This is a genomic window from Borborobacter xinjiangensis, assembly GCF_047739745.1.
Taxonomy (GTDB): Bacteria; Pseudomonadota; Alphaproteobacteria; order Rhizobiales; family Rhizobiaceae; genus Pseudaminobacter.
Genome location: NZ_JBLLVA010000003.1, coordinates 181,883 through 198,254, shown reverse-complemented (window position 1 = coordinate 198,254; position 16,372 = coordinate 181,883). Strand labels below are relative to the sequence as shown.

Sequence of the window (16,372 nt, the reverse complement as noted above, 5' to 3'; positions counted from 1 at the left end):
TGCCTCTCGCGTCATGCGCTGGGCCGCAGCGAACGAGCTGCGCACCGATTATGATCTGACGACGGGAGACGCGGATGCGCTGATCGAAAACGCCGCCACAAACCTCTGGGCCGACCCAGAGGATGCGACCAAGTGGAACAAGAGCCAAGTCGACGTTGTCGAGAATGTTGGCGTCGACCCGGAGGGCGGCCTGACGCTGGACCGCATCGTCCCCACCACGACGAGCAGCGCGCACTATACGTCGCGAATCGTCTCGTCAGTTGCGGCGGGCCAGCGCTGTGCGTTTTCTCTCTTTTCCCGGGAAGATGGCTATCGCTATCTGCGGCTCTCGGGTGCAGCGCCAGTATTCTCGGACGCCGAGGGGCGGCTTGCAGCGTTCGATCTCCAGACAGGTACAGTGACCGGCACTCAGGGTTCGGTGACGGCTAAGATCGAGAATGTCGGTGGCGGCCTCTACCGCTGCCAGATGTCGATGACGGCCATTGCTACCGGCACAGGCGGACATGCTGCTGCTGTAAACAACGCACCCGGAACTGGTCTCGCGACATTCATCGGCGACGGTGTGTCCGGCATTCAGATGGGATACGCCCAGTTCGAAGTCGGGCCTGTCGCCACGTCCTACACAAGAGTGCCTCGCGCCGCCGATATTGTCAGTGCGGCGACCGGCGGTTTCCAGTTTAACCCTACGGAGGGCACGCTTTACGTTGAGTGCATTCATCTGACCACACCATCCAGCGGAACCGCCGGCCTTGCGGCGCTGGATGGTGCGGGGGGAAGCACCATTCGCATCCGCCACGGACAAGTGATAACGGGCGCAGACTTCTACGTTCAGAAGGACGGCGCGGGCCAGGTAGATACGGGCTCCTTTGCTGTCGTCCTCGGGGCCCTGACAAAATACGCATATGCATACAAGGCGGATGATTTCGCGTTCTGCCGCAACGGCGCGGCGGTCCTGACTGACAGCTCGGGTCAGGTCCCCACCGTTTCGAGCCTGGTTCTTTCGGCAAGCACTGTCGCGACACGCATCAGGCGCATGATCTATTACCCTCGGCGGCTCTCGAACGCCGAATTGCAGGCGATGACATCATGAGCCGGACCGTCTCACTCACCTTGCGCGAGGCGATGAATGCGCAGGAGACCGGCGAGGTCCTGGTGGTGCTGCTCACCATTACGCACCCGGACTATGCCACGCCGCTGCGGATATCGAGCGACCCGACGACGCTTCTCTCAGAGGCACCGCTGCAATACGGCACGGTGAGCCGAGGGGAGACATACCTGTTCGCTCCGTTCTCGACCTCGCTGCCCGACGACATGGACGAGCGCGCACCGACAGCCCGGTTCGTGCTGGAGAACATAAGTCGCGATCTGGTCGAGCTGGTCCGGTCCGTCTCGACGCCGGCAAAGGCCACGATCGAGGTGGTGTTGGCGTCCTCGCCCGACAGCGTGGAGATCGAGTATCCCGAGTTCGACGTCAAGAACGCGAGCTACAACGCCAACGTCATGACGCTGGAGCTGTCGATCGACGCGCTGACCGACGAACCGTATCCGTCCGGTACGTTTTCGCCAGCCTCCTTTCCAGGGCTGTTCTGATGCGACCGCTCGGCAATCTGGATGACTATGTCGGCTTGCCGTGGCTGGAGCGAGGCAGAGACCGCGACGGGCTCGACTGCTGGGGCCTGCTGGCCCTGGTCTATGCCGAGCGCCTTGGCATCCCACTCCCGAGCTACCGCGACGACTACCAGACGCTTGCTGATGCCAATGCGGTCGTTGCCCTGATCGCCGGGCACATGGATCCATGGAAATCGATCGTAGCCGGTGAAGAACGCGCAGGCGATGCGTTACTGATGTCTGTAGGCGGCCGGCCGCGCCATGTCGGCCTTGTCGCCGCTCCGAGTCTCGTCCTGCACATCGAGCGTGGCGCCGGCTCACTGATCGAGAACTACCATTCCATGCGCCTTCGCCGCCGCGTGCTCGGCTTCTACCGTCATGAGAGCCTGACATGAACATGATGGTTCCAAAGGTGCTGGACGGCGAGCTGCTCGGCCCGGCCGACGACATCCGTGTTGTGGCGGCTCTGCACCCAATGCGCCGGGCGCGCGTCGAGCGCCGCATGCCGGCTGGCATCACGCTCGCGGAGATCGCCGAGCGCATTGCGTCCGAGCAGGATTGCCTCGCCGTGCCGGGGGACTTCCAGATACACATCGACGGTCACCCGATCGCTCCAGCAATATGGCACTGCGTCCGGCCGAAGCCGACGACGACCGTCACTCTGCACCCGACATTGCAGGGCTTCCTGGCGCCGATCATTGGAGCCATCGGCGCCGCCTTTGCCTCGTTCAACGCGTTCATTGCGGGTCTCGGCTTCTTCGGCAAGCTCCTCATGGCCGGCCTCAGCATCGGCGTGAAGCTCCTGATGAACGCGCTGTTTGCACCACGCCCGCCGGTCCAGGAGACGCCGAAAATCGGGTACTCGTTTACCGGCGCGCGCAACCAGGCAGCACCGTTCGAGGCGGTCCCGGTCATCTTGGGGCACCACAGGTTCGTTCCATTCTATGGCGGCCTACCCTACACGGAGTCGGTCGGTGAGGATCAGTATCTGCGCGTCCTCTTCGTCTGGGGCTACGGGCCGCTCAGCGTCAGCCAGCTCAAGATCGGCGAGACGCCGATCTCGTCCTTCTCCGACGTCCAGATCGAGACCCGCAACGGCTATGTCGGCGATGCTCCGGTCACGCTGTATCCGCGTCAGGTCGTCGAGGAGCCGCTGTCGATCGAGCTGAAGTTCGAGGACGGCTGGCACCGTCGGTCGACGGCCGAGAACATCAACGAGATTTCTCTCGACGTCGTGATGCCGAACGGCATCCGGCGCACGGACAACAAGGGCCGGAAGAACATCTGGACCGTCGTCGTGATGGCGCGCTATCGGCTGGAGGGAACGTCGGCGTGGATCAACCTTCCCAACTTTTTCATCAGCGATAGCACGCTCGACACCATCCGCCGCACGGTTCGGGTCGCCGTCGCTCCGGGCAAGTACGAGGTCGAGGTCGCGAAGACCGACGACTACTACGACTACGATCCGGAGAATAACAACGTTACCGAGACGGTTGTGTGGACCGCACTGCGCGGTTTCCGCAACAGTGCCCCGCTCAACTTCGACAAGCCTCTCTGCGTCACCGCGATCCGCATTAAGGCCACCTCGCAGCTCAACGGAACGCTGGACACCCTCAACGGCGAGGTCATCTCGCTGGTCAAGGCGTGGAACGGCGTCTCCTGGGTCGCGAACCAGCCCTCCCGCAACCCGGCCGACCTGTTCCGCCACGTGCTTCAGGGGCCAGCCAACGCGCGTCCGGTGCCCGACTCTCAGGTCGATCTCGTCGCGCTCCAGGGATGGCACGCGTACTGCGTGGCCAACGGCTGGACCTTCGACCATCCTCGCGTCACCACTGCGTCCGTCTTCGACACGCTGGCGGACATCGCCGCCGCCGGCCGTGCCATGACGGTATTCAAGGACGGCAAGTGGTCCGTCATGTGGGACGAGCAGGACACGCCCGTCGTGCAGATGTTCACGCCGCGAAATTCGTGGGGCTTCGAGGCAACCCACGAGTTCCGCGAAATGCCCCACGGCTGGCGCGTCCGCTTCATCAACGCGCAGAAAGGCTGGATCGAGGACGAGCGTATAGTCTACGACGACGGCTACTCGGCCGCCAACGCGACCCGGTTCGAGGGCCTGGACTTCCCCGGCGTGACGCATCCCAGCACCATCTGGAGGCACGGCCGCTTCCACTTGGCTCAGCTGCGCCTTCGTCCTGAGACCTACACTCTCAATGTCGACTTCGAGAACCTGGCCTGCACGCGCGGCGATCGGGTCCGGATCGCTCACGACGTCATGCTGCTTGGTCTTGCCAGCGGGCGCGTCACGTTCGTGGATGGCCCTGCGCAGCGCGTCGTCCTGGACGAGCGGCTCATTCTGGACGGCAACAAGCTCTACCAGATACGCTTCCGACTGGCGGACGGCTCTTTCGTGCTCCGCTCAGTTGTGCCGGGGAGCTCCGGGGAAACACAGACGATCAATCTCGATGGTTCGGGCGACCTTCCCGCTGTCGGTGACCTGTTCACGCTCGGCGAGGCGACCCGTGACAGCGCGGTCTACCGCGTTCTCGGCATCGAGCCGCAGGACGACATCACCGCAAGGTTGACGCTGGTCGATGATGCGCCGGGCATCTACGAGGCCGATACTGGCGCGGTGCCTGCCTTTGAAAGCAACGTCACCGTTCCGCTCGACCCCTATCTGCTGCCGCCGACCGACATCCGGATTAACGCCAGTGTGTATCTGGAGGGCGACGCGTTCTTGGCGGCGGTGCGGCTGAGCTGGCAGCAGCCTCGGTTTGGCCGCGTTCGGCACTTCGATGTGGACTACCGCAACAACGCGAACGGTATCTGGCGTCGGGCCGCCTCGGTGGTTGCGCCGCAGACGTCGGCCGACATACGCGGGCTGGAGTCGGGGAGTTACACGTTCGCCGTGAGAGCCATCTTCGACGACGGTTCCTTCTCGCGGTGGGTCTACTCGGAGACGTTCGGCGCCGACACGCTGCTGCGTCCGCCGCCCGACGTTACGGGCTTCAAGATCGCGGTTTTGGGCGACCTCTCGACCCTATCGTGGACCGCCGTCCAGGCAGTCGGGATCAGCCACTACGAAATTCGGTTCGTCTCGGCCGAGAGCGCCACCGTAGAGTGGAACTCCGCGACGCCGCTGATCCCCGAGATTTCGGGGTCCAGTGCTCAGGTGCCGACGATGGTTGGCAGCTACCTCATCAAGGCGGTCTACCAGACCGGCGTGAAGAGCCTGAACGCAGCTGTGGTCCGCAGTAGCATCGCGGCGATCTCCGGGCTTAACGTGGTCGAGTTCTTCGAGGAGGGTCCGGCCTTTGCCGGCGCGGTTGATGGCGTCAATACCGAGGGCGGCGTGCTGCGTCTGCTCTCGAACAATACGCTGTCCAAGTGGGACGCCCTCAACGAGGTCGTCACCTTGTACTCAGGCGACGGAGAGCCGGACAGCCTCGGTCTTGCGGTCACAGGCATCTACAATTTCGCCGGCGGTCTCGACCTGGGCGAGGTCTACACCAGCCGACTGACCGCACTGGTGGAGGCGAGCGGCGAGAACACGGCCAACGTCATGGCGACGTGGCTGACACTCTCGGAGGTCATTCGCCTGGACAACTCCGAGCCCGAGGACTGGAACGTCGAGCTGCAGTACCGCACGACTTCCGGCGATCCTGCTCTGGGCGAGTGGAGCGGGTGGCTACCGTTCTTCGTCGGGGACGTGAGCGCCCGAGCCTTCGAGTTCCGCATCGTGCTCCAGGGGACGGCTCTAGAGGACACCAGCCCGGCCTACTCAAACATCACTCCGGTGGTCTCGCGGCTCAAGGTGTCGGTGGATATGCCCGATCGTGTCGTTGCAGGCGAGGACATTCCGGTACCGGCGTCCGGCCTCGACGTTGTCTTCGACCCGCCGTTCATCTCGCTGCAGGGCCTAGCCACCGCCGACCAGGACATGGCTACGGGAGACCGGAAGCTCATAACAGGCAAGGGGCCGGGAGGCTTCCACATTCAGTTCTTCAACTCAGCCGGAGCGGCGGTCGCACGCACGATCGACTACGTCGCCAAGGGATACGGAGCCATGCAATGACACAGTTCGACTTCGGGACGATTAATCCGACAACGAAGAGCGGAGCCACCCTCGCGACCGACCTCAATTCGTTCAGGGACGCTGTCAACAGCGGACACAAAGGATCAGCCGCACCCTCGTACTCTGTCGCCGGCATGCGGTGGATCGATGATTCTGGCGACCCTCTCTGGATTGTCAGAGTATACGACGGAACCAATTGGATCGACGAGTTCGCGATCGACAGCTCCGCCAATCGAGCCTATCCGGTCAGCGCTGGCGCCCGGCAGAGCTTTCAGGCTGTCGGCGGTGCAGTCGACGCGCTGACACTCACGCCGGTCCCGCCGCTGACCAGCTACACGGACTACGAGGTGGCGACGTTCGAGTCGCTGGCGAACAACACCGGGGCCGCAACTCTCAACGTATCCGGGGTCGGCGCCAAGGCCCTCCGCAAAATGCAAGCGGGTGCAGACGTTGCACTGGAGGCCGGCGACATTCTCGCCGGGCAACGGTATTTTGTAGTCTACGACGCGGCGGCCAACGCTGGTGCCGGCGCGTGGATTTTAATCAATCCGAGCATCGTGGATCCCTGGGCCTGCCAGCCGCTGGGCGTACCGATCCCTGTATTCGACCATCTCATCGCGGGTTTGGCACCCCCCACCAATCGGGTCTATCGCTATGTGATGCTCACTGCTGGCAAGACAGGAGCCGGAGGGTACAATAACGGCATCCTGTCAGGCGAGACCGTGTCCGGATCAGCCCCTCTGGTCAGTGCCTATGCCACCGTCTCTCTGGCCTCTTCGCCCCTGAACGGGAGGGTCGTGCAGCTCGTCAACACAGAGGGGCGCTTCATTCGCGCCAGCCTGACCCCTGGTGCCGTCGAGAACGACCAGATGCAGAGGATAACTGGTAGCATGTCCGGCGTGTTCAACCGCGCCCTGTTCGCGGCTCTCCCAGGTGGTGCGTTCACGCCAGTTACCTCCATCGGCACTGCATACGACACAGCGGGTCCGGCGCAGTCTGGCTACCAGAGCTTCACATTCGACAGTGGCAACTCCCCGGACGCCCGCGCCGGCACCGAGACCCGCCCGAAGAACGTCCAAGCGACCTATTACATGAGGATTAAGTGATGTCGTATTTCGCAGCGGAAGGCCGCGTCAGTCAGGCTGCCATAGAAGGCGGCATCGAGATCAGTGAAGAGCAATATCAGGCGGCGCTCGCCGGGATGTTGGCCGGCAAGCTCGTCAGCGTCGACGGAGGCTTTGCGGTCATTGATCCGCCCCAACCGGAGCCCGAACCGGAGCCGGAGCCACTGACACTTGACGAAGTGAAGGTCGCTCTAAAGTCATGGATCGATGCCTCAGCGGAGCAAGAGCGCCTCAAATACATCACGCCAGGTGCCGGCCAAGCTATGACCTATCAGCGCAAGGTCGAAGAAGCCCGTGCGGCCTCGACAGAACAGAACCCTGATCCGGCGGACTATCCGCTCCTGTCGGCCTCCGTCGGCATTGATGGCCCTGATCTCGCTGCGGTTGCCGCCGTCGTTCTCGCCATGGATGCGGCTTGGACGCAGATTGGCGCAGCGATCGAGGCAGTGCGCCTCGGTACAAAGAAGGCGATAGACGATGCCGCCGGCGAGGCGGCCGCGAGAGCCGCGGTCGAAGCAGCGGTTTGGCCTGTCTGACATAGGCTCATTGACAAAGGATATACGGGTCCGGCCGCGCTTTTGCGAGGAGGCACGACCGGACGTCGCTGGCACGACTCCGACAGCCTAGGTTTGCGGGCGGCTGCCGGACCGGACCGAAGTGGGGGGCCACTCGGGTCACATCAATGTTAACATTGGCACCCCCCATCAGCATCGCCGCTAATTGGGTTTACCCAGTTGGGATTATCGGAAACCGAAGCGGGCCTGACCGCTGCCCAGGAGTTAGCCAATCGCGATCAGGCCCTTCCTCGAAGGCCCAGCCGTTTGAAGTCAGCCAGGAGGTCAGTGGCCGGGCCATGCAGTCTTAGGGACTTGCACGGAACAGAATCTAGGCATGTCCCAGATCGGGACAAGGCTGCTTCTGAAAATTTTGAGCGGGCCCGGCAGGGGCGTGGGCTGGGCGGGGATGCTGCCGGACCCTGACCTGAATTGTTCAAGCTCAAGCCGACGTTAGACATAGCAACGTCGGTTCTGCCGGCAAACCACGATTGTGCCCTCTCCGCCGCGACCTGCGCGCATCGTTAACAGCCTCTTAAAATCGGAGACATCTGCCATGGACAAAACCGTTCCTGCCGGAGCGGCGATGCTGCTTGACTTCATTGGAGATATTGAGGCTCCGAAAGGTTACGGCACCATCTACGCCAACAAGCAGCACAAGCTTACGAAACCGCTGACTTCGATGACGCTCGGCGACGTGGTCGATGCGCAGGCCGGATGGTCGAAGAACCATGGATCGAGCGCGGCCGGCCGGTATCAGTTCATGAAGGCAACGCTCATCGATCTGTCGCGCGAGCTCGGGCTACGCGGCAATCAGATCTTCGATGCCGATCTCCAAGACCGGCTCGCCTACCATCTGCTCAAGCGCCGCGGCTACGAAGCCTTCATGGGAGGTCAGATCAGCCGCACCGAATTCGGCAAGCGGCTGGCGCAGGAGTGGGCCTCGTTGCCGGTGCTGGCCGCCACCAAGGGCGGATCACGAACCGTCAAGCGCGGACAGAGCTATTATGCGGGCGACGGGCTCAACAAAGCGCTGGTCGCTCCGGAGACGGTCGAAGCGCTGCTGGACAGGGTGAGGGCACTGGCCGGCAAGCCTGCGACGTCTCCCGCACCATCCAAGCCCGCACCGCAGCCAAGCACGTCAGCGAAGCCCGCAGGCGGCAAGCAGGGTGCTTCCGGTTCGATCCTCGCCGCCTTCGCTCTGATCGTCGTGGCGGTCGTTCTTTTCATCATCTTTGGGAACTAAGCCATGAGCGCCATAGCAGCGGTCATCCTCGACGCGGCGGCGGGCCTTGCCGTACCGTTCATCAAGAAAATCCTGGCCGACAAGCTCGGCGACGGCGGCAGGCTGGCGGGGGAGGTCATTGACACCGTGGCCGGCAAGCTCGGCGTTCCTGCCGATGATATTCCAACCGTAGCCGAATCCGATCCGGCCGCCGTGCAAGAGGCGATCATTGCGACTGAACCGGTCGCGGCCGATCTGGTCCTTGCCTATGTCGAGAGCCAGCGCCTTTCAAACGAACTGCAGCTCGCCGAGATGGCCAAGGAGCAGACATGGACATGGGCGTGGCGGCCGGCCTGGATGTACCTCATCGGCTTCTTCTGGCTGTGGCTGATCGTTGCCGTGCCGCTCGCCAATGCGATCACCGGCGCCTCGATCGACATCGTTGATGCCGGCACGCTGATGACGCTGACGGGTGCCTATCTTGGGCTCTACCTCGGCGGCCACACCATCAAGGATGTTGCCGCCAAGTGGAGCCAGAAATGACCAGGAGCTACGCAATCGCGGCCGTCGCCATGTCCGCAGCGGCCTTCTCAATCTGGCAGATGTGGTAAGGCGAGATGCCCAGAATGAAATTCGATCCATCCTTCAACCTTGGCCACGTCTTCACGATCCTGGCACTCGTGGGATCCGTGTTCGTGGCCTACATGAACGTCGTGCGCACCGTGGATAGCCACGAACTGCGTCTTGAGGCCATCGAAAAGCAGGTCGGCACCTCTGCCTCGTTTCAGAACCAAGTGCTCATGACGCTGACCACGATCCGCGAAGACATCGCGACGTTGAAGGAGCGGTCGAAGGTGTCGGGAAATTCACGTCCTTGAGCCGGTGATAAGAAGCCACCCGCAACTATCCTACCAACAACAGAATGGTTAACTGCTTATCAGCAAAGTTCGCGCAAAGTACTCTTGGGCGCAGCGGGGATTGATATGAAAAATCAGCTTTGGTTCGGGGACAATCTGACAATCCTCCGCGAAGAGATTCCTGACGCCAGCGTTGATCTCGTCTATCTCGATCCACCGTTCAACAGCCAAGCAAACTATAACGTTCTTTTCAAATCGCCAACCGACGAGGCCGCCAGTGCTCAAGTTGAAGCATTCCGGGACACTTGGACATGGGGCCCGGAGGCCCAATGGGCATCTGACGAAATAATGCAGGCAGGGGGCAGCGTGGCATCAATTATTCATGCCCTGCATGCCGCGCTCGGTGAAAGCGATATGATGGCTTATCTTGTTATGATGGCTCAACGGCTTGCCGAACTCCGGCGAGTTCTAAAGCCAACCGGGTCGCTGTTCCTTCACTGCGATCCGACCGCCAGTCATTATCTCAAGATTGTTCTAGACGCTATTTTCGGACCAGAGCGCTTCGCCAACGAAATCATTTGGCAACGAAGTACCGGAAAATCTTTGATGAGCCGGCGCCTTCCGACAAATCATGACGTTATTCTTAGCTTTGAGGCATCATCCAGTCGAACATGGAATGGCGATCAAATGTTCGAGCCGTATGATCTGGACAACCTGCCTCCTAAAATCGCCGAAAAGTATACTGGTGACGATGGTGATGGACGCCTTTATCAACTCGCTGACCTCCTCAATCCAAATCAGGACAGACCAAATCTTACGTACGAATTTCTAGGCATTACACGGGTGTGGCGATGGTCCCGAGAAAGAATGCAAGCAGCGTTCGAGGCCGGGAGAATTTACCAAGCCGGGCCAGGAAAAGTTCCGCGTTTCAAGCGGTACCTTGACGAGATGCGGGGCATGCCACTTGGTGACGTGTGGGTGGATATTCCGCCTCTCAATTCTCAGGCACGCGAGCGGCTTGGATATCCCACTCAGAAGCCGGTAAAGCTGCTCGACCGGATTATCCGCGCCGCCACGAATGAAGGTGATGTCGTTCTCGACCCCTTTTGTGGTTGCGGCACTACGGTCGCTGCAGCGCAGTCCGCCGGTCGCAACTGGATCGGGATCGACGTTGCCTATCATGCGATCCGTGTCATTGAAGAACGATTGGGAGCAATGACAGGCACCCCCGAGTACGATTTGGGCGGTATCCCCCGCGACTTTCCCAGCGCAGCGCGCCTAGCCGAGCGTGATAAGTATCAGTTCCAATGGTGGGCAAATTACCTCGTCGGCGTGCAAGCCTTGAAGGAAATCCGAAAAGGACCGGATCGCGGTATTGACGGTCAAATGTATTTCATGAACGGTCCACGCGGATGGGGACGCGTGCTAACCTCCGTCAAGGGCGGACAGCACGTCGGGACAAAGGATGTTCGCGAATTCAAGGCCGTCATCGACCGCGAGAGGGCTGAGATGGGGCTCTTCATCTGCCTTCGTGAGCCCACGCGCGACATGAAATCGGAGGCGGCCTCATTCGGCTTCGTGGACACTGCACATGGCCATTTGCCACGTCTACAAATCGTCTCCATTGAACGGTGGTTCAATGGCGAGCGACCGGTAATTCCGTCTCTTGGACATGTCTCGCGCGAGTACTTTCGGCAAACGTCAAAGCAGTCGACTCCGAAGGTATCAAAAAGACCGGATCCCTCTGCGCCGGAGTTTCCTTTCACCTTCCCGGGAGGAAAGAAAGAAGACGTGGTGGTCCATTTCAATCCGACCGCTGTTCCTCGAGAAGCTGCTGGCTTGCTCTAGTCTCGACACGTCACTCCGAAGGAACAAAAGCCGCGCTTGGCGGTTTGATCGTACGCACAGTAGGGTATCCCAACCCTTGGCCCGTCGTCTCTCCCCCCTCAGAGGCGGCGGGCTTTTCGTTTTTACAATACTGAAATTTGGCGATGGGCCGAAGGAACAAGAACCGCGCTTAGCCGTTTCTGACCTGCCCCGTTGGCGCGTTTCCTACAAAACGGCGCGCCGGCCATTGGCCCGTCGTCTCACTCTCACGCGAGATAACGGGCTTTTTCTTTGGCGATGGGACCCCTAGTTGGGGTCGCTGGACCTCTTACCCTATGAGATTTCGCGATGATGAACGGTGATACCGACAAGGACAATTATGCCCGTTCGCTCGCGCGCGAGACAGGCATTACCGAAGGCCAAGCACGTCTGTTGATTGACCTGCTCGGCATGCATCGGCCTCGCTGCTGCGAGAAGCCAGACTGTTGAAGAAAGGGGAGTTAGGGAAGGGCAATCCGCCTTAGGTCACACGCTGCTATGCGCGGTTGCGAGGCCCCCGCAAACCGGCTTTGGTCTTCCTAATCCTGCCGCCGTCCAACTCCAGAACGTTGATATTTCGTGCCTCCCGCATGAACTCGTCCTGGATTTCCCCCCAAGTGCCTATTACTCCACCGCATTTGCTGCACTGAATGAGCGTGGACTCGCCTGCACCCTCGGGAATGGCCATGGTAATGGTCCCGCAAGCCTTGCATTCGAGCTTTCCGTTAAGATTGCTCTGCACCGCCGCCCTCACTCTGTTTTCGCTGTCACCACTCAGCGCCGCACAGCCGCCAGATCGAGGCGATACGCCTGGCCTGGGTTGGGGGGCAGGAGGCTCAAATGGTTCGAAGAGCCTGGCCGTGCCCGGGCCTGTGGCGGGAGTAGGCCTCCCAATCTTGATGGTCGCAGGCGGCTATGTCTGGATTCGCCGCAGGGTACGGCGGGACAAAAAGCAAAAAAAGCACCGCTAGAAATTCCGACTAGAGCCGCCGTCCCTCACGAGGCGGCGGCTTTTTGTTGTCCTATGCCAGCCCCAATCTAGCGAGGACCCCTAGTCGCTCTTCCTATCGCGGCGTTTTGGCGCTCTAATACGCTCAGTCGATGTCTTTACCTCCCGCTTGCGACCCAGCCCCATTTCTTTCGCCATCGCCGATCTGCTGGCCGCATACTCCGGGGCTACGACCGGGTAGTCGGGCGCGAGATTCCATCTCTCACGATATTCCTCGGGAGACATATTGTGGTAGGCCATCAAGTGCCGCTTCAAAGACTTGAACTTCTTTCCATCCTCCAGGCAGAAGATATGGCTTCTTGTAACCGACCTCTTTATCGAAATAGCCGGCGTTCGTGGTTCATCCGCCGGGGGAACAGGCTCGGACAAGTTAACCAAAGCGGCATTCACGCGATCAATCAGCGCAGGAAGTTCGGTGACGGGAACTGGATTGTTCGACACGTAGGCAGACACGAGATTTGCGGTAATCGTCATAATCGAGAAGCTAGCATTATCTATCGTTCCGGTATCCGCAGGATTCATTACTTTTACCTCGCAAATACTGCCCCCATTAGGACTGTATGGAAAGACAGCTAGATTGGCTACAACGAATTTTTTACCGGTTGATCAAAGAAAAGGCGTCAGGGGCGTCGCTTGCGTTTCAAGTACGGCTTCGGAAAATCCAGCACTTTCGCAGACGCAGTTGGCCGCTTGAACTGCTCATGGGCCATGGCCTCAATTAAAAGGTCGAGCGCTTCGCGGGCACTTGCGCTTACCTCGTCATCGCCGTCAAGATGATGATAGGCCTGCTCCAGACGTAGCCGAGCAGCGGAAAAATCACTGATCATTTGAGGTCCTCAAAAACGCCACCTGCAATCCGCTATCTACGTGTCGAGGGTGAGTAAAACCTCAATTGTCATACGCGGATTTGATTTAAGTTGCACTGATGTTGACAGGTGGCTCCAACGACCCCCCGTACACGCGAAGCGGGGCCTTTTTACCGCCGTCGCCTTCGCGTCAACCACTCCCAACCGGTAAGCTGGCTCCCCCTGAGGGACTTCGGCTTGCGCGGCTCGGACTTCTCGTGGGCCTGGCCAAGTAGTTCAATCCAATCACCAACTTCGTCTGGTATTTCACTGAAGCCGAGAACCCACGCGATAACCAACGTTTCCGTACACCCCAGCGCATCTGCCAAGGTCGCGTTCGTCCAGTGCATGGCCCTGAGGCATTCGCGAAGGCGGCTTGGCGTCATGTTCCAGCTCGCTGCTACTTCCGGGGGCATGATCGTGAGCCCCGGCGAGCGGATAGGACCCGTCAGTCAAATGGACATTCGTTATTGATTGTCTCGATCGCCTTTAACGACAGTCGCGAGTTGTAGTGGCCAAGTGCGTCGTCATAAATCTTTCGATTTAATACTCGCCCCTTGGTCTTTGAATGAAAGTGAGCCACTTCGACCAAAAATATCGTCTCGATGTGATTGCGGAAGGTTGATCGGATCAGATCGCATCGGCTGTCCTGAGTATCTGTCGTGAGCGCACTTGCTGTAGATGCCAAGAGAGCAGCAGCACTGGCCGCCACGAGTGTTCTGATTCTAATCATTTAATCTTCCCGACAGCGTCGTGTATGTCTAAGTCTATCGCCAGGGCGAAATCTATCAGTCCGATGAGCTTTGGCCGTTTGATGCCCAACTCTAATTCGTTCAATTCGGCTTGCCTCCAGCCCAATGCTGCGCTTACCTGATCAGGGGTCAGGCCTCGCGCTTGCCTGTGCTTTCTGAAAATATCCATCAGTTGAGCGTATTCACGCTCATCCTGCATGATCTGCAGCAGCCTTGCCGCCACACGCGAATTGAAATCTGTTGGTTGCCCCTCAGGGCCGCTTTCCACTGATTGAATTGGAAGCTCTGCAATCTCCAAGGGCTCGACGGCCTTGGTTTCGACGCTGGAAGAGCCTGACCGCCACCAGAGCGTACCGGAAAGAAGCAGGACGGCGAGCGTTCCAACCACCCAGCTTCGCTTCGTCGTTCTGCGTCTTGGCTCCTCGACAACGATCCGGCTGAAGCCGTTCGCTTGGCGCGGGCGGCGGCGCTTCGGAGGGTCTCGGCGCGGCCTGCTATGAGGGCTAGGGGTGTTCTGTTGCGTTGGACGTTCGTCGGCGAAGCTCTGCCGGTCGATCTCTACACTCTTGTCGAGATCGTCGAAGAGGACCTCGGTCCAGTCAATTGGATCAAACAAAGCATCGATTGCGGAATCGTACTCTTCCTGGGGATGTTCGGGTGTGAATCGCGCGTCCGGCGGCGCTTCGAGCTGTGTAAGTTTGAATCTCGCGCCAACGGGCTTCTTTTCCGTCGCGGCGATACGGCTGTTTACGAAGCGGCAAAAGTCGAGAAGTTCATCTTGAGACGCACTGCAGCGCACGGCTTCGACGCCGCTGATGCCATGCAAAATGAGGGTTTTCCGTCCAAGAAAATCGCGAGAGGAAACGCTATGCAACGCGTCGTATAAGAACGACTTTGCTACGCGCGATCCGTCGTAAGGAATGAAGCAAACCTCGTCTTCGGTTGCCAGAACAGTTACAGGAACCTTTCGCGACCAAAGGAAGGGGCCAGCTCTTTGCAAACGACCAACCAGCGCGATTTGTGCCCGCCGCCTATGGTCTGACTGTCGCGCTTCATCATCATCGAGTTCCCCCAACTTCACCCCGCCCTCAACTTTGCGTGAGATTTGCGAAGGCAACTACCCCATATAGTGGGAGAAGGCGCGGGAGATGCGTGCAAAAAGTTAACGAATAGTGACTAGGAAATCTGCGTCTTTAAACGAGCCGCGGCTCCATGCAATCACGCCGGCATGCTTGGCGGCAAGGGCTTGAGATATGCGGATGGCTCTATACTCGCTTTGCTGCTCCATGGGATCGAAACGGGCTGAAGCTCGCCTTCCTCATCGCGGTCGAACGCCATGACCACAATCAGCTTCGGCGATCGCTGTTGCTGCTCCTGGGTCAATAGCTTCGCCTCACTTTGTTCATCTCGACGCTCGCGGATTTGAAAAAAATCTCGCACGAACCCGATTGCCCATCAACGAATTTGTTCCTAATTCGTTCTCATGCAAATCGAGACGCTCGGAGACGCTTACAGCCACTCGGTGAACGTGCGCATGTGGTGCGCGCACGGTCCATCCGATGGCATGAAGCGGCGGCGCGAGTGCAATTTCAATGCGGCCTTGGATATGATGACGCTGGTTGCGACTCGTGGCCGCGACTTCCCAATTGCCAGGCTGGCTGAACGCCTACGCTGCCCGCGCTGCGGCTCTAGGCGAGTCCGGGTGCTGTTCGACATGCCAGCGGAAAGCCCGACTGCATCGGCCCGCCGGAGCGCGGTGTGATTGCCATCCAGCGCGTCACTGTGTCTGCCTCGTAGGCGCAGCGGGCAAAGTTTGTGCGCCATGGCCGGGTCCCGCTGTCAAACGGCGATCACGGCCTCTTGCGAGTGCCCGCTCTCAAGGCTTCTGCGGCAGCATATGCAGCGGCAATTGCGGCTTCGACGCGATTATCTTTTTGCCTCATATGGCTTCGGGGTCGTTGGACTACGATTTTGGTTTGGTCTTCGGGCAGAAAACTAAACGCCTCATCAAGCTTCCACCGATCCCATACGACCCGGCCATCTATCCGTTTGGGTGCGGGCATTCGCCCGTCCCTCACCATTTCGTCAAACTTCGATGGCCCGACGCCGATGTATCTAGCGGCCACTATTCTGGACATACCGCGTGGCGGGTATGGGAAAAGGTCGGATGGGGGCTTTCGGCGTTCTACCATATTGCGTTGGCCATATGCTCGATACCGTCCATCCTAACGGATAAGCGATCCCTTCGTTAGGAAAGAGCCACGATTTATCTGTCCCAGAGGTCTATTTAACGCAAATTAAAAAGGGGGATAGGTACGGGGACCGCCAACTGTCAATTGCCGCTAATGCTTTGATTTCTTTGACTAATCACAGGAGGTTTGGTGCCGCTTGCGTGACTCGAACACGCGACCCCATCATTACGAATGATGTGCTCTACCAACTGAGCTAAAGCGGCAT

16 protein-coding genes and 1 tRNA gene are annotated in these 16,372 nt (G+C 59.7%); 11 read left to right on the top strand and 6 right to left on the bottom strand.

The window, feature by feature from the left end; all coding sequences use genetic code 11:
- Positions 1 to 13 precede the first annotated feature (13 nt).
- From ACLKMW_RS05405 to ACLKMW_RS05355, 11 genes are all read left to right on the top strand, one after another.
- A complete protein-coding gene (locus ACLKMW_RS05405; protein WP_415723370.1) occupies positions 14 to 1,090 on the top strand; it encodes a phage head spike fiber domain-containing protein in 1,077 nt (358 codons plus the stop codon).
- Complete coding sequence (locus ACLKMW_RS05400; RefSeq protein ID WP_415723369.1) at positions 1,087 to 1,590, top strand: DUF1833 family protein; 504 nt, start codon at positions 1,087 to 1,089, stop codon at positions 1,588 to 1,590. Before ACLKMW_RS05405 ends, ACLKMW_RS05400 begins: the two co-directional genes overlap by 4 nt.
- A complete protein-coding gene (locus ACLKMW_RS05395) occupies positions 1,590 to 2,003 on the top strand; it encodes an NlpC/P60 family protein (RefSeq protein ID WP_415723368.1) in 414 nt (137 codons plus the stop codon). Before ACLKMW_RS05400 ends, ACLKMW_RS05395 begins: the two co-directional genes overlap by 1 nt.
- Positions 2,000 to 5,683 (top strand): host specificity factor TipJ family phage tail protein, encoded by a 3,684-nt coding sequence (locus ACLKMW_RS05390; protein ID WP_415723367.1) that lies wholly within the window; start codon positions 2,000 to 2,002, stop codon positions 5,681 to 5,683. The genes ACLKMW_RS05395 and ACLKMW_RS05390 overlap by 4 nt, the downstream gene beginning before the upstream one ends.
- Entirely contained in the window at positions 5,680 to 6,789 is a 1,110-nt protein-coding gene (locus tag ACLKMW_RS05385; RefSeq protein ID WP_415723366.1) for a hypothetical protein, read from the top strand. Before ACLKMW_RS05390 ends, ACLKMW_RS05385 begins: the two co-directional genes overlap by 4 nt.
- Positions 6,789 to 7,343, top strand: coding sequence for a hypothetical protein (locus tag ACLKMW_RS05380; protein ID WP_415723365.1), 555 nt, complete (start codon positions 6,789 to 6,791; stop codon positions 7,341 to 7,343). Before ACLKMW_RS05385 ends, ACLKMW_RS05380 begins: the two co-directional genes overlap by 1 nt.
- Positions 7,344 to 7,917: 574 nt before the next feature.
- Entirely contained in the window at positions 7,918 to 8,607 is a 690-nt protein-coding gene (locus ACLKMW_RS05375; RefSeq protein ID WP_415723364.1) for a lysozyme family protein, read from the top strand.
- A gap of 3 nt (positions 8,608 to 8,610) precedes the next feature.
- A complete protein-coding gene (locus ACLKMW_RS05370) occupies positions 8,611 to 9,129 on the top strand; it encodes a 3TM-type holin (RefSeq protein ID WP_415723363.1) in 519 nt (172 codons plus the stop codon).
- Positions 9,130 to 9,212: 83 nt separating this feature from the next.
- Positions 9,213 to 9,464 (top strand): hypothetical protein, encoded by a 252-nt coding sequence (locus ACLKMW_RS05365; protein ID WP_415723362.1) that lies wholly within the window; start codon positions 9,213 to 9,215, stop codon positions 9,462 to 9,464.
- A 105-nt stretch (positions 9,465 to 9,569) separates the two neighbouring features.
- The gene (locus tag ACLKMW_RS05360; RefSeq protein WP_415723361.1) at positions 9,570 to 11,291 is read left to right on the top strand and encodes a DNA methyltransferase; all 1,722 of its coding nucleotides are present in this window, start codon (positions 9,570 to 9,572) and stop codon (positions 11,289 to 11,291) included.
- 327 nt (positions 11,292 to 11,618) lie between these two features.
- Positions 11,619 to 11,759: a hypothetical protein gene (locus ACLKMW_RS05355; RefSeq protein WP_415723360.1), complete on the top strand. Its 141-nt coding sequence runs from the start codon at positions 11,619 to 11,621 to the stop codon at positions 11,757 to 11,759.
- A gap of 601 nt (positions 11,760 to 12,360) precedes the next feature.
- Here the strand turns inward: ACLKMW_RS05355 and ACLKMW_RS05350 are convergent.
- The 6 genes from ACLKMW_RS05350 to ACLKMW_RS05325 form a co-directional block, all read right to left on the bottom strand.
- A complete protein-coding gene (locus tag ACLKMW_RS05350) occupies positions 12,361 to 12,840 on the bottom strand; it encodes a Ros/MucR family transcriptional regulator (RefSeq protein ID WP_415723359.1) in 480 nt (159 codons plus the stop codon).
- A 98-nt stretch (positions 12,841 to 12,938) separates the two neighbouring features.
- Positions 12,939 to 13,145 (bottom strand): hypothetical protein, encoded by a 207-nt coding sequence (locus tag ACLKMW_RS05345; RefSeq protein WP_415723358.1) that lies wholly within the window; start codon positions 13,143 to 13,145, stop codon positions 12,939 to 12,941.
- Positions 13,146 to 13,611: 466 nt separating this feature from the next.
- Positions 13,612 to 13,896, bottom strand: a complete 285-nt coding sequence (locus ACLKMW_RS05340) for a hypothetical protein (protein ID WP_415723357.1) — start codon at positions 13,894 to 13,896, stop codon at positions 13,612 to 13,614.
- Positions 13,893 to 14,990, bottom strand: coding sequence for a helix-turn-helix domain-containing protein (locus ACLKMW_RS05335; protein ID WP_415723356.1), 1,098 nt, complete (start codon positions 14,988 to 14,990; stop codon positions 13,893 to 13,895). Before ACLKMW_RS05335 ends, ACLKMW_RS05340 begins: the two co-directional genes overlap by 4 nt.
- A gap of 775 nt (positions 14,991 to 15,765) precedes the next feature.
- The gene (locus ACLKMW_RS05330; protein WP_415723355.1) at positions 15,766 to 16,107 is read right to left on the bottom strand and encodes a hypothetical protein; all 342 of its coding nucleotides are present in this window, start codon (positions 16,105 to 16,107) and stop codon (positions 15,766 to 15,768) included.
- 187 nt (positions 16,108 to 16,294) lie between these two features.
- Positions 16,295 to 16,370 (bottom strand) — tRNA-Thr (locus ACLKMW_RS05325).
- Positions 16,371 to 16,372 lie beyond the last annotated feature (2 nt).

Excerpts from the sequence above, each read along its gene's own strand:
- ACLKMW_RS05405 (WP_415723370.1), top strand. The coding sequence starts at position 14 with ATGCGCTGGGCCGCAGCGAACGAGCTGCGCACCGATTATGATCTGACG.
- ACLKMW_RS05400 (WP_415723369.1), top strand. The coding sequence starts at position 1,087 with ATGAGCCGGACCGTCTCACTCACCTTGCGCGAGGCGATGAATGCGCAG.
- ACLKMW_RS05395 (WP_415723368.1), top strand. The coding sequence starts at position 1,590 with ATGCGACCGCTCGGCAATCTGGATGACTATGTCGGCTTGCCGTGGCTG.
- ACLKMW_RS05390 (WP_415723367.1), top strand. The coding sequence starts at position 2,000 with ATGAACATGATGGTTCCAAAGGTGCTGGACGGCGAGCTGCTCGGCCCG.
- ACLKMW_RS05385 (WP_415723366.1), top strand. The coding sequence starts at position 5,680 with ATGACACAGTTCGACTTCGGGACGATTAATCCGACAACGAAGAGCGGA.
- ACLKMW_RS05380 (WP_415723365.1), top strand. The coding sequence starts at position 6,789 with ATGTCGTATTTCGCAGCGGAAGGCCGCGTCAGTCAGGCTGCCATAGAA.
- ACLKMW_RS05375 (WP_415723364.1), top strand. The coding sequence starts at position 7,918 with ATGGACAAAACCGTTCCTGCCGGAGCGGCGATGCTGCTTGACTTCATT.
- ACLKMW_RS05370 (WP_415723363.1), top strand. The coding sequence starts at position 8,611 with ATGAGCGCCATAGCAGCGGTCATCCTCGACGCGGCGGCGGGCCTTGCC.
- ACLKMW_RS05365 (WP_415723362.1), top strand. The coding sequence starts at position 9,213 with ATGAAATTCGATCCATCCTTCAACCTTGGCCACGTCTTCACGATCCTG.
- ACLKMW_RS05360 (WP_415723361.1), top strand. The coding sequence starts at position 9,570 with ATGAAAAATCAGCTTTGGTTCGGGGACAATCTGACAATCCTCCGCGAA.
- ACLKMW_RS05355 (WP_415723360.1), top strand. The coding sequence starts at position 11,619 with ATGATGAACGGTGATACCGACAAGGACAATTATGCCCGTTCGCTCGCG.
- ACLKMW_RS05350 (WP_415723359.1), bottom strand. The coding sequence starts at position 12,840 with ATGAATCCTGCGGATACCGGAACGATAGATAATGCTAGCTTCTCGATT.
- ACLKMW_RS05345 (WP_415723358.1), bottom strand. The coding sequence starts at position 13,145 with ATGATCAGTGATTTTTCCGCTGCTCGGCTACGTCTGGAGCAGGCCTAT.
- ACLKMW_RS05340 (WP_415723357.1), bottom strand. The coding sequence starts at position 13,896 with ATGATTAGAATCAGAACACTCGTGGCGGCCAGTGCTGCTGCTCTCTTG.
- ACLKMW_RS05330 (WP_415723355.1), bottom strand. The coding sequence starts at position 16,107 with ATGGTAGAACGCCGAAAGCCCCCATCCGACCTTTTCCCATACCCGCCA.